Origin of the sequence: Cryobacterium sp. Sr3, assembly GCF_004402835.1 — a bacterium.
GTDB lineage: Bacteria > Actinomycetota > Actinomycetes > Actinomycetales > Microbacteriaceae > Cryobacterium > Cryobacterium sandaracinum.
Window position 1 is genome coordinate 110,044 of sequence record NZ_SOFA01000024.1, and the last position, 12,242, is coordinate 122,285.

The window sequence follows — 12,242 nt, forward strand, 5'->3', positions numbered from 1 at the left end:
AGAACGGCCCCGCACCAACAGGTGCGGGGCCGTTCCCCAGTCAATCAGGCGGTGACGGCTACTTGCCTGCCTTGCGGGCCGACTTCTTTTCTTCGGCCGGTGCCACTGCTTCGACGGCCGCGCGAGCGGCGCGGACCTCGTTGAAAGAGGTGCCGTAGTACGCGGCCTCCATGATGGTGTGCATGTCGTCGAGNAGAGGTGCCGTAGTACGCGGCCTCCATGATGGTGTGCATGTCGTCGAGCATCGGCATGCGCGGGTTGGCCGGTGCGCACTGGTCACCGTAAGCACCCATGGCCAGGCTGTCGAGGCGGCTGATGAAGTCCTCTTCCGGCACACCCTGCGCCTGGAAGGACGGCTTGATGCCGGCCAGGTCGCGCAGCTTCTCCACGGCCAGGGCGTAGGACTCGACGCCCTCCGCCGGGGTCGACGCCGGGAGGCCGAGGTGCTTCGCGATCTGCTGGAAGCGCTCCGGGGCGATGTAGCTCTCGTACTTGGGCCAGCTGGTGAGCTTGGTGGGGATGAGGCCGTTGTAACGGATCACGTGCGGCAGGTAGGTCGCGTTGACCCGGCCGTGGATCAGGTGGAGCTGCGCGCCGGTGACGTGAGCCATCGCGTGACAAATACCCAGGAACGCGTTGCCGAACGCCATCCCGGCGATCGACGAGGCGTTGTGCATCTTCTCGCGGGCCTTGATGACCTCACCGTCGGTGCTGGCGGTGGTGCCGTTGACGCTGGTCACGATGTTCTCGAAGATCAGCTTGATCGCGTGCAGGCAGAGGCCGTCGGTGAAGTCGTTCGCGTAGACGGACACGTAGGCCTCGGTGGCGTGTGTGAGAGCGTCGAAACCCGAGTCAGCAACCAGGAACGACGGCATCATGGCCGTGAGCACGGGGTCGATGATCGCGACGGTCGGCAGGAGGGCGTAGTCCGCGAGCGGGTACTTGACTCCGGTGACTTCGTCGGTGATCACGGCGAACGGGGTCATTTCCGAACCGGTGCCCGAAGTGGTGGGGATGCAGACGAGCTTGGCCAGTTCGCCGAGGTCGGGGAACTTGAACGCGCGCTTGCGCACGTCGAAGAACTTTTCCTTCATGTCGGAGAATTCGATTTCGGGGTGTTCGTACAGCAGCCACATGACCTTCGCGGCGTCCATCGGCGAGCCGCCGCCGAGGGCGATGATGGTGTCAGGCTTGAAGGCCCGCATTTCGGCGGCACCCTTTTCGACCGCTGAGACGGTCGGTTCGGGCAGCACGTTGTCGATGATCTGCAGTGCGACGCGGCCCTCGCGCCGGTTCAGGATGTCGAGGATCTTGTCGACGAAACCGAGGCGGGTCATGGTCGAGTCGGTCACGATCGTGACACGTTCGACGTTGCGCATGTCCGCCAGGTAACGGATGGCGTTCGGCTCGAAGTACGTCTTGGCGGGGACCTTGAACCACTGCAAGTTGTTGTTCCTTCTGCCGATGCGCTTGACGTTGATGAGGTTGATCGCGGAGACGTTGTTCGAGACGGAGTTGTGTCCGTACGAGCCACAGCCGAGTGTCAATGACGGGATGAACGCGTTGTAGATGTCACCGATACCACCGAGCGAGCTGGGAGCGTTGGTGATGATCCGGACCGCCTTGACGCGGGTTCCGAACTCTTCGATGATGGCCGGGTTTTCGCTGTGGATGGAGCCCGAGTGGCCGAGGCCGTCGAATTCAACCATCTGCTCGGAGAGCGAAATGCCCTCTTCAGCGTCCTTGGCATGCAGCACGGCGAGAACGGGTGCCAGCTTTTCGCGGGTCATCGGCTCGTTCGGTCCCACTCCGGCGACCTCGACCAGGATGATCGATGTGTCGGCCGGGATGGTGAATCCGGCCTGCTGGGCGATCCAGACCGGCGACTTGCCGACGACGGCGGCGTTGAGCTTGGCCTCGCCACAGTTGGTCGAGTTGGCCTGGACTCCGAAGATGTAGTCCTCGAGGAGAAGCTTCTCGGCCGGGGTGACCAGGTAGGTGTGCAGGATCTTGAACTCGGCCATGGCTTCTGCGTAGAGCGGCTCTTCGATGATGACGGCCTGCTCCGACGCGCAGATCATGCCGTAGTCGAAAGACTTGGAGAGCACGACGTCGTTGATGGCACGCTTGAGCTTGGCGCTTTTCTCGATGAAGGCGGGAACGTTGCCCGCTCCGACGCCGAGGGCGGGCTTGCCGCAGGAGTACGCGGCCCGGACCATGGCGTTGCCACCGGTGGCGAGGATGGTTGCGACGCCCGGGTGGTTCATCAGCAGGCTGGTGGCCTCGAGGGACGGCGTTTCAACCCACTGGATGCAGTTTGCCGGTGCACCGGCGAGGATGGCGGCGTCGCGCACGACGCGCGCTGCGGCCACAGAGGACTGCTGGGCGCCCGGGTGGAAACCGAAAACAATCGGGTTGCGGGTCTTCAGTGCGATGAGCGACTTGAAGATCGCGGTCGAGGTGGGGTTCGTAACGGGGGTCACACCGCAAATCACGCCGACCGGCTCAGCGATCTCAGTAATGCCGGTAATGTCGTCTCGGCTGATAACGCCGACGGTCTTAAGGTTTTGCATCGAGTTCGTAACGTGTTCGCATGCGAAAAGATTTTTAACGGCCTTATCTTCGAATACGCCACGGCCGGTTTCGGCTACGGCGTGAACGGCAAGCTCGGCGTGTTTGCTGAGAGCAGCCACCGAGGCTTTCTTAACGATGTGGTCGATTTGTTCCTGCGTGAAGTTCGCGTAATCCAGAAGCGCGACCTGAGCGGCTTTAACCAGAGAGTCAATTTGAGTGGCAAGTGACTCGGTGACTGGTTTGTCGATTATTGTCATTGTGTCCCTTTTTGGCGGCCCACCTTGGGCTTATCGCCTCTTACTTATAACCTTAGGGCGCTGGCCAGACGGCCGCACGTCGAGGGACGTGCAGTCAGCGGTCCAGGGTCGGTCACCGTCAGCAGATTAGCTGATCGGGGGCATCTTCGCCGCGAGGAACGAAACCTTCGGAAATTGTCTGACAACTCGCAGTAAGTTCGGTTTCAGGCGCGCGCGTGCACGCGCGCGTCACGCGCGCGAAGCCGGGCCTGAAGCGCCGGCAGGTCAGCCTCGGCCGAGACTGCGGACGGTGCCCACGGCGGCCTGAACGGATGCGGCCGCTTCAGACGCATCCGCTGCTGTGGTCGTCGATGCCAGCGTGAACCGCACGGCGGTCTGGGCGACCTCAGCCGGGATGCCCAGAGCGGTCAGCACGTGGGACGGTTCGTCACTGTCGGCCGCGCAGGCCGACCCGCTCGAGCAGACGATGCCGCGCTGTTCCAGCTCGAGCAACACCGCCTCGCCGCTCGTGCCCGGGAAGACGAACGAGGCGGTGCCCGGCAGACGCTCCGTCGGGTGGCCGGTGAGCCGGGCCGACGGTGTGCCGCTCAGAACCGTGGTGATGAAGGCATCCCGCAGCGCGGTGATGCGGGGCGCTGCCTCCGTGCGTTCCGCCTCGGCGAGGCGCAGTGCGGTCGCCAGCGCCAGCGCCCCGGGCACGTTCTCCGTTCCGCTGCGGCGCCCGCGCTCCTGACCGCCGCCGTGCAGCACCGGTTCGACCGCGATGCGGCGGCGCAGGAAAAGCACCCCGATGCCGGGAGGTGCGCCGAGTTTGTGGCCCGACAGGCTCAGGGCATCGACGCCGAGAGCCCCCACGTCGACCGAAAGCCAGCCGGCCGCCTGCACGGCGTCGGTGTGGAGCGGCACGCGGGCGCCCTGGGCGATGGCTGACAGTTCCGCGAGCCGCTGAACGGTGCCGACCTCGTTGTTGGCGTATTGCACCGAGACGAGGGTGGTATCCGGGCGGATCACGGCGCGGAGCTGTTCCGGATCCACCCGGCCGGAGGCATCCGGGTCCAGGAGCGTCACCTCGAAGCCGTGCAGGCGGCGCAGATAGTCGCAGGATTCGAGTACCGCCTCGTGCTCGATCGGCGTCGTGATGAGGTGACGGCCGCGTGGAGCGCCCAGGGCGATGCCCTTGATCGCGAGGTTGTCGGACTCGGTGCCGCCGGTCGTGAACACAACGTCGGCCGACCGACACCCGAGCACGCCCGCGACCATGGCCCGCGCCTCGGCCAGCGCGGCGGCCGCGGCCTCACCCACTCGGTGGTGGCTCGACGGGTTGCCGAACCGGCCCGCGAGCTGCTGCCAGAGCACCTCGAGAACTTCCCGTCGCACCGGGGTGGTCGCGGCGTTGTCGAGATAGATCATGGCCGGACCGGTCAGCCCTCGGTGAGGATGACGACGTCGAGGCCGAGGTCGAGGGAGCGCACGCTGTGCGTGATAGCCCCGACCGAGATGATGTCGACGCCGGTCTCGGCGATGCCGCGCACGGTCAGCAGAGAGACGCCGCCGCTGGCCTCCACGCGTGCTCGGCCGCCCGTGAGGCGTACGCCCTCGCGCAGGTCGTCGGGGCTGAAGTTGTCGAGCATGATCGTGTCGACGCCGGCGGCAAGCACAAGCTCGATTTGGTCGATCCGGTCCACCTCCACCTCGAGGTGCGTGGTGTGGGAGATGCGGTCGCGCACCTGCCGGAGCGCCTCGGTGAGGTTCAGGCCGCCCGCGGTTAGCACGGCCAGGTGGTTATCCTTGGCCATGATCGCGTCGGAGAGGCTGAAGCGGTGGTTGTGGCCGCCGCCGTCGCGCACCGCGGCACGTTCCAGCACACGCAGGCCCGGGGTGGTCTTGCGGGTGTCGACGATGCGGGCGCGGGTGCCGGCCGTCTCGGCCACGTAGAGCGCTGTCAGTGTGGCGATCCCGCTCATGCGCTGCACGAAGTTCAAGCCGATGCGCTCCGCCTGCAGAATGCCGCGGGCGGACCCCGACACTTCCGCCAGGGTGTCACCGGCGTCGAAGACGGTGCCGTCGGCCACGAGCATCCGAACGACGATGCGCGCGTCGGTCAGTCGGAAGGCCGCCGCGAACACGGCACCACCGCTGAAGACGCCGGATTCCCGGGCGACCAGCTGCGCGGTCGCGGCGGCGTCGGCGGGGATCAGCACCTGTGAGGTGAGGTCACCCCAGGGGGCGTCCTCCTCGAGCGCGGCGCGCACGACGGTGTCGATGGCGTTCATGGTCAGCATGCAATGGCCTCCTCGGCCTCAGTGGGGTGGTCCAGATTCAGGGTGCTCCGCATGCCGTCGGCTGTGTCCGGGGCTGTGCCGCGGGTCCAGGCGACGGTGCGGGCGAACTCGGGCCGGCCGTCGGGGTAGTCGGAGCGGTGATGTGCGCCGCGCGATTCCTCCCGGGCCAGGGCGGAAGCCACGGTGACCCGCGCCAGGTCGAGCAGGTTGGTGTCTTCATATGCCCGAACCCGCATATTAGGTGCAGTGGTTTCGTCCGGGCCCGTCGGGCGGGTGGCCCAGTCGGCCAGGGTGACGGATGCCTCGGCGAGTTTCTCCCCACTCCGCAGCACTCCCGCGCACTCCCACATCAGCTGCTGTACCGCGTCACGGTCGACGCCGGCAGGCAACCCCCCGGTGGTCGAGCCGGTCACGACCGAGACCCCCGCCGACACCCGAACCGGCAGGCGCAGCGCGCGCACGGACCGGTCGGCGAACACGGCCGCCTCGAGCAGAGAGTTGGAGGCCAACCGGTTGGCGCCGTGGGCGCCGGTGCGGGCCACTTCCCCCACGGCGAACAGGCCGGGCAGGCTGGTGCGGCCCCAGATATCCGTGAGCACCCCGCCCATCCAGTAGTGCGCCGCCGGGGCGACCGGGATCGATTCGACGGCCCAGTCCAGGTCGGCAGCACGGCAGGCCGCGGTGATGGTCGGGAAGCGTCGCTCGAGAAGTTCGCGGCCGAGACCGGTGGCGTCCAGTCGCACCGGTTCGCCGCCCTGGCTGGTCATTTCTCGGGCGATGCCTCTGGCCACGATGTCGCGCGGGGCGAGTTCCGCATCGGGGTGCAGGTCGAGCATGAAGCGGTGGCCCGACGCATTTCGCAGCACGGCGCCTTCCCCGCGCACCGCCTCGGAGACCAGCGGGGTACCGGGAACGGCGAGTGCGGTCGGGTGGAACTGGTAGAACTCGAGGTCGGCGACGGATGCCCCCGCGCGCCACGCGGCGGCCACGCCGTCGCCCGTCGCCAGAGCCGGGTTCGTGGTGTGCGGGAAGAGCTCGCCGGCACCGCCGGTCGCCAGGATCACCGTGTCGGCCAGGATCGTGCGGAGTGCTTCGTCGGGCCCGAGGAGGACAGCCCCGGTCACGCGACCGTCCTGCACGGTCAGATCAACCAGCATTGTGTGTTCCTGCACGCGCAGGCGGGCGCCCACGCCCCGCAGCGAGCGGGCGGCCCGTTCACGCACCGTCGCCACGAGGGCAGCCTCGATGGCTGCGCCCGTGGCGTCCCCGCCGGCGTGCAGCACCCGCGAGCGGGAGTGGGCAGCCTCCAGTCCGCGGGTCACCCCGGACTCGTCGCGGTCGAAGTCCACACCGAACCGGATCAGGTCCCGCACCCGAGCCGGTCCCTCGGAACAGAGCACGTGCACTGCGACCGGGTCGCAGAGTCCGGCCCCGGCTCGCAGGGTGTCCTGTACGTGTGACTTGACCGAGTCGTCGGGGAACATGGCCGCGGCGATCCCGCCCTGGGCCCAGCGGGTGTTGCTGTCGGGCAGGGCCGCTTTCGTGACGAGGGTGACCTGGTGGCCGGCATCCGTCGCACGCACCGCGGCGATGAGTCCGGCCAGCCCACTGCCGACGACGAGCACGCGGGTCACGGTCAGGCCTCGATGGAGACGGGCGGCTTGGCGGAAAGCATCCGTTCGAGGGCGACGCGGGCGTTGCCGGCAATCTCGCCCGATACCTGGATGCGATTGAGCACCTCGGGCGCGCGGTCCGCGGTGCCGACCAGCGCTTCGAGCACCCAGGCTAGGTAGCCCGAGTGGATGCGGTACATGGTGGAGCAGGGGCAGACCACCGGGTCGAGGCAGAAGATGGTGTGCTCGGGGTGCTGTGCGGCGAGCCGCTGCACCAGGTTGATCTCGGTGCCGATGGCGAACGTGGACCCGGCCGGGGCTGCCTCGATGGCCTTCTTGATGAAGTCGGTCGAGCCGTAGGAATCGGCGGCGTCGACGACGCCCATCGGGCACTCCGGGTGCACGACCACGCGCACGTCCGGGTGCGACTGGCGGGCCGCGGTGATCTGGTCCACCGTGAAGCGCTTATGCACGCTGCAGAACCCGTGCCAGAGCACGACCTGGGCGGCCTCGAGCTCCTCGGCCGTGTTGCCGCCGAGGGCCTTGCGCGGGTTCCACATCGGCATCCGCTCGAGGGGCACCCCCATCGCCTTGGCGGTGTTGCGGCCGAGGTGCTGGTCGGGGAAGAAGAGAACGCGGCTGCCGCGGGCGAAGGCCCACTCGAGCACGGTCTCGGCGTTGGAGGAGGTGCAGACGATGCCGCCGTGCTCGCCGCAGAACGCCTTCAGCGCGGCCGAGGAATTCATGTAGGTGACCGGGATCACGGGCACGCGGCCGTCGACGCCCTGCTCGCTGCCGTAGAGGTCCTCCAGCTGTTCCCAGCAATCGGTGACGGAGTCGATATCGGCCATATCGGCCATCGAGCAGCCGGCGGCGAGGTTGGGTAGTATGACCGCCTGCTCCGGCGTGGAAAGCAAGTCGGCGGTTTCGGCCATGAAGTGCACTCCGCAGAAGACGATCGCCTCGGCATCCGGACGGCTCTTCGTGGCCTGCGCCAGCTGGAAGGAGTCGCCCACGAAGTCCGCGTGCGCCAACACCTCCTCGCGCTGGTAAAAGTGCCCGAGGACCACGACCCGGTCGCCGAGCGTGGCCTTGGCGGTACGGATGCGGTCGCCGAGTTCCTCCGTCGACGCGCGACGGTAGACCTCGGGCAGCTCACCCTGCCGCGGTGACCCGGTGGGGATGACATCGCCCATCGACGACCCCGGGCCATAGCCCGGCGTGCCGGAATCAAACTCCCACGGAGCGGTGAGCAGGTCGGGGCTGCACGTGCTGCCGGTGGCAGCTCCCGTGCTGATGAGTCGAATGGTCTGGTCGACCGATGCGATGGTCATGCGGTTACTCCTTGATATTCATACAAAGCGACAGTCGGACAAGCGGTGGCCAGCAGGAGGGTGCTGGGAGGAAGAGTCAGGCTCAGCCGATGGCCGGCTCGAGCGCACCCGGAGTGGTGGCATGAACGGAATCGTTGTAGCGGTAGAGGCGGGGCGGCCGATGCGGTACGCCGGCTACGCGCTGGCCGGTGTCGACCACGGTGCCTGACCCCTCGATCGTGCGGCGGAAGTTGGCCGGGTCGAGGGCCTTCTGCAGCACGGCCTCATGCACCTCGCGCAGCTGCGCGAGCGTGAAGGTCTCGCCGAGGAACGCGTGCGCGATGCGGGAGTACTCCACCTTGGTGCGCAGGCGCCAGAGGGCGTATTCCACGATGAGGTTGTGGTCGAAGGCGAGCGGCGACAGGTGGTCGGCCGGAAACCACCGCACGTTCTCGTCCTCGACGGCCAGCGCCGCCTCACCGGACTCGACGAGCGCCCAGTAGACGACCGAGACGACCCGGCCGCCGGGGGAACGCCCCGGATCCCCGAAGGTGTAGAGCTGCTCGAGGTACTTGGGGGTCAGGCCCGTGGTCTCGCGCAGGGCGCGCGCGGCCGCGCCGGCCAGGCGCTCATCGGCCCGCAGGCCGCCGCCGGGCAACGCCCACTGACCGAGGTAGGGTTCCCGGGTGCGGCGTACAAGCGGCAGCCACAGGGTCGAGTGGCCGGATTCCGGATCCGGCCGCAGGGCGAAAATGACTGTCGACACGGCGAGGGCCGCCTCAAGCTGGGTGTTTATTCGCGCATCCACTGTTATTCACCAAGTAAAGGTCATTGTGACTCTAACTGAATGGATTCATCTTATAGTCACTCTGACCAGAAGTCACGCCCTATGGGGCGGCCTGCGGGTCCGGTCAGCGGGCACGCGGCAGGGATGTCGGTGCAGACGCGGCAACGCGGCGAGCGTTCCTGCCGGTGAGACCCCAGATCGTGACACGGGCCATCGCCTCGGCCACGATCGCGGCACTCATCTTCGAGGAACCGACGGTGCGCTCCACGAACGTGATCGGCTTCTCGACAACGCTGAGCCCGGCCCGAACCGCATGCAGCAGCATGTCGATCTGGAAGCAGTAGCCCAGGCTCTCGACGCCGGAGAGGTCCATTCGCCGGAGGGCATGCGCCGTGAAGACGCGGTAACCGCCGGTGACGTCTCGCTGGGGCAGCCGGAGCAGCACGCGCGAGTAGACCGATCCGCCCCGCGACAGCAGACGCCGGTGCCACGGCCAGTTCCGCACCATTCCGCCCGGGACCCAGCGGGAGCCCAACACCACATCCGCCGTCTCCGCGGCCTCGAGCAGGGTCGGCAGTTGCTCTGGCAGGTGCGATCCGTCAGCGTCGAGCTGCACCAGTCGGTCGAAGCCGCGGGAGAGCCCCCAGGCGAAGGCCTCGAGATAGGCGGCTCCGAGGCCGCTCTTCCGGGAGCGGTGCAGGGCGTGCACCTGGGAATCGGTGGCGGCCAGCGCGTCAGCCAACTGCCCCGTGCCGTCCGGGGAGGAATCATCGACGACCAGAACGTCGGCCGCCGGCACGCTCGCGCGCACCCGGGACACGATCGACGCGACGTTGCCCTGCTCGTTGTAGGTCGGGATGATGATCAGAGTCCGAGCCATGGGGCTACCTTGTCATTTCGATGATCTGCGTGCGGTTCAGCATGGTCGACTCGGCGACCGTGAACCCGAGTTGTTGCAGGATGCGGATGTTGTCCCCCCGCCTATTCTCACCGCTGGCCTGGTTCAGCAGCACCCAGACCCGGTTCGTGCCGGAAAGTCGGTCGGTCACCTGCTCCAGCGGCACAGCCACGTCCCACAAGTCGTTGGTGGCGTCGAACGGTACCGCGAGGGTGACGTCCCGCAGGCCCTCGAACGCGGCCGGGTAGAGCCGCAGGGCGAGACGGGGCTTGCGGGAGGGCCGCACGCTCTCGTCGAAAACGACCGCGTCTCCGGGCTGCGCGCCGGCCCGCACGACCTCGGACGCCTGGCGCAGGTCACTGCCGTAGTTCTTGCCGAACTCGCCGCGCTGGTCGAGATAGGTGGGCAGCATGAGAGCCGTGATCAGGCCCAGCGCGGCGGCCTGCGGCCAGAGCGGCCGGAGGCAGGCGATCCCCATGGCGATCGCGATCGCCGCCGCCGGCGTACCCACCGACAGGTACCGCAGCGAGTACATCGGCGTGACGAGGTGCGTGCCGATCAGGAGCGCTGCGCTCGGCACGATCAGCCAAGCCAGCATGACCGCCAGGGCCGCCCTGTTTGCTGTTGGTGCGGCCCGCCGCCCGCGCACGGCGAAGACCATCACCACCGCCAGCAGGATCAGACCCCACGCCAGAACGGCCAGCGGTACGTTGCCGAACCACTGGTGCACTGCGGCGGTGAGCACGGCGATCGGCGGGCGCCGCCCGATGAAGGCGATCTGATCGCGCTGCTGAAGGCTGGCCGCCATCACGGGGGCAGCCAGGGCGAGCCCGGAGGCCGTGGCCAGGGTCCAGGCGCGAATGCCCGCCCACCTGTCGCCCTCCGGCGGTATCAGCAGCACGGCGAGGCCGAGCACCGGGATCAGCAGCAGCACGAAGAGGAAGAAGTAGATTCCCAGGGCCAGGAGCGCGGTGTAAGCCGCCCAGAGCGCGAAGCGGGTGGCGCGATCCTGATAGCGGCTCCGCAGCAGGTGCACCAGCAGAACGGTCAGCCACACCACAACGGCCGTGGCGACGGCGGCCGAACGGGCTTCGGCGCCCATGTAGGTGACCCGGGGGAGCAGCGCGAAGACGATGGCCGCGAGCACGCCGACCCGGTGGGAGATCAGGGTGCGTGCCAGCACGAAGGTGCCGGCCGTCGCGAAGCCGACGAAGAGGGCGCTCAGCCCGCGAGTCGCCAGCTCCGAAGAGCCGAAGAGGCCGATCCAGACGTGCAGCAGCAGATAATAGGCGCCGTGCACCGCGTCGACGTTGTCCAGAAGTCGGAAGAGCCCCGGCAGGGAACGTTCCGCCGACATCACGCTGGCCGCCTCGTCGCCCCAATACGAGGGCCGCCACGATCCTGCCGCCGAGACGAGGAGGCCGAGCAGCCCGAGGATCGCTGCCAGTCCTTCGGTTCGGCGCAGGGGCAGGGTCAGCGCCTCGGGGCGAACCAGGCGGGAGACCAGCGGAGGGGGAGACACGCATATACGTTAGGCCACCCCGCTGAACCCTGGAACCCAGGACCGGTACGGACCGAGGGCTACGGATGCCGCGACCCCGGCCGACGCGTTGCCGGCGGCTAGGCTGACGCCATGATCGATCCCCTCGAGACGCGCGATCCTGCTCCCGCTGCAGCTGCAGCTGCCGGCGCTGGCTCCTGCCCTGTGGCTGCCCTGGGGGTTGCGGTGGCCCAGTTCGCCCCCGGCCGCGAGCCGGCCGTGAATCTCGCCGCCATGCGTGCCCTCGCCGAGACGGCCGTCGGCCGCGGAGCCCGGCTGGTCGTCTTCCCCGAGTACTCCTCTTTCTTCGAACCGGTCCTGGGGCCCTCTTTCGCCGCCGCGGCCGAACCTGTGGACGGCCCCTTCGTGGCCGCCCTCGCCGCGCTCGCGGTAGAACTCGGCGTGCATGTCGTGGCCGGCATGCTGGAGGCCACGGATGACCCGAGCCGCTTCTTCAACACCCTCGTCGCGGTGGATCCGGCCGGCGAACTCGTCGCGAAGTACCGCAAGCTGCACCTCTACGACGCTTTCGGCGACCGTGAATCGGACTGGGTGCGGCCTGGCGCCGTGGAGGAACCCGAGACGTTCGAGGTGGCGGGACTGCGGGTGGGACTGCAGACCTGCTACGACATCCGTTTCCCGGAGGTGACGCGCCGCCTGGTCGACGCGGGGGCCGAACTGGTGCTGGTGCCCGCCGAGTGGGTGCGGGGACCGTTGAAGGAACAGCACTGGCGCACGCTGCTGACAGCGCGCGCCCTGGAGAACACGGTCTACGTGGCGGCCGCCGACCACGCCCCGCCAGTGGGCGTCGGCAACAGCATGGTGGTCGACCCGATGGGCGTGGAACTGGTCACCATCGGCGAGACAACGGATGTCGCCGTCGCCTGGGTGCTGTCGGAGCGCCTCACAGCCGTGCGCGCCCGCAATCCATCGCTGGCCCTGCGTCGCTTCGCGGTCGTGCCCCGCTGAGCGTGCAGC

At 68.1% G+C, this 12,242-nt stretch carries 9 protein-coding genes; 1 reads left to right on the forward strand and 8 read right to left on the reverse strand.

Annotated elements, in window-relative coordinates; translation table 11 throughout:
* Window positions 1-44: 44 nt before the first annotated feature.
* The 8 genes from adhE to E3N94_RS05865 form a co-directional block, all read right to left on the reverse strand.
* The gene (gene adhE / locus E3N94_RS05830) at window positions 45-2,831 is read right to left on the reverse strand and encodes a bifunctional acetaldehyde-CoA/alcohol dehydrogenase (protein ID WP_134569944.1); all 2,787 of its coding nucleotides are present in this window, start codon (window positions 2,829-2,831) and stop codon (window positions 45-47) included.
* Between the two features lie 264 nt (window positions 2,832-3,095).
* A complete protein-coding gene (locus E3N94_RS05835) occupies window positions 3,096-4,241 on the reverse strand; it encodes a cysteine desulfurase family protein (RefSeq protein WP_104100239.1) in 1,146 nt (381 codons plus the stop codon).
* A gap of 11 nt (window positions 4,242-4,252) precedes the next feature.
* Complete coding sequence (nadC, locus tag E3N94_RS05840; protein ID WP_104100238.1) at window positions 4,253-5,113, reverse strand: carboxylating nicotinate-nucleotide diphosphorylase; 861 nt, start codon at window positions 5,111-5,113, stop codon at window positions 4,253-4,255.
* The gene (gene nadB, locus E3N94_RS05845) at window positions 5,107-6,747 is read right to left on the reverse strand and encodes an L-aspartate oxidase (RefSeq protein ID WP_104100237.1); all 1,641 of its coding nucleotides are present in this window, start codon (window positions 6,745-6,747) and stop codon (window positions 5,107-5,109) included. Before nadB ends, nadC begins: the two co-directional genes overlap by 7 nt.
* A 2-nt stretch (window positions 6,748-6,749) precedes the next feature.
* Complete coding sequence (gene nadA, locus E3N94_RS05850; protein WP_134569945.1) at window positions 6,750-8,060, reverse strand: quinolinate synthase NadA; 1,311 nt, start codon at window positions 8,058-8,060, stop codon at window positions 6,750-6,752.
* 82 nt (window positions 8,061-8,142) lie between these two features.
* Entirely contained in the window at window positions 8,143-8,847 is a 705-nt protein-coding gene (locus E3N94_RS05855; protein ID WP_134419884.1) for an NUDIX domain-containing protein, read from the reverse strand.
* Window positions 8,848-8,950: 103 nt separating this feature from the next.
* Window positions 8,951-9,706, reverse strand: a complete 756-nt coding sequence (locus E3N94_RS05860; RefSeq protein WP_104100234.1) for a polyprenol monophosphomannose synthase — start codon at window positions 9,704-9,706, stop codon at window positions 8,951-8,953.
* Window positions 9,707-9,710: 4 nt separating this feature from the next.
* Window positions 9,711-11,246, reverse strand: a complete 1,536-nt coding sequence (locus E3N94_RS05865) for a glycosyltransferase family 39 protein (protein WP_104100233.1) — start codon at window positions 11,244-11,246, stop codon at window positions 9,711-9,713.
* Window positions 11,247-11,357: 111 nt separating this feature from the next.
* Here E3N94_RS05865 and E3N94_RS05870 point away from each other — a divergent pair, with 111 nt between their 5' ends.
* Window positions 11,358-12,233, forward strand: a complete 876-nt coding sequence (locus E3N94_RS05870) for a carbon-nitrogen hydrolase family protein (RefSeq protein ID WP_104100232.1) — start codon at window positions 11,358-11,360, stop codon at window positions 12,231-12,233.
* Window positions 12,234-12,242 lie beyond the last annotated feature (9 nt).

Bases quoted from the DNA above. Each gene is read 5' to 3' on its own strand.
- E3N94_RS05835 (WP_104100239.1), bottom strand. From the start codon at position 4,241: ATGATCTATCTCGACAACGCCGCGACCACCCCGGTGCGACGGGAAGTT.
- E3N94_RS05870 (WP_104100232.1), top strand. From the start codon at position 11,358: ATGATCGATCCCCTCGAGACGCGCGATCCTGCTCCCGCTGCAGCTGCA.
- E3N94_RS05860 (WP_104100234.1), bottom strand. From the start codon at position 9,706: ATGGCTCGGACTCTGATCATCATCCCGACCTACAACGAGCAGGGCAAC.
- nadC (WP_104100238.1), bottom strand. From the start codon at position 5,113: ATGCTGACCATGAACGCCATCGACACCGTCGTGCGCGCCGCGCTCGAG.
- nadA (WP_134569945.1), bottom strand. From the start codon at position 8,060: ATGACCATCGCATCGGTCGACCAGACCATTCGACTCATCAGCACGGGA.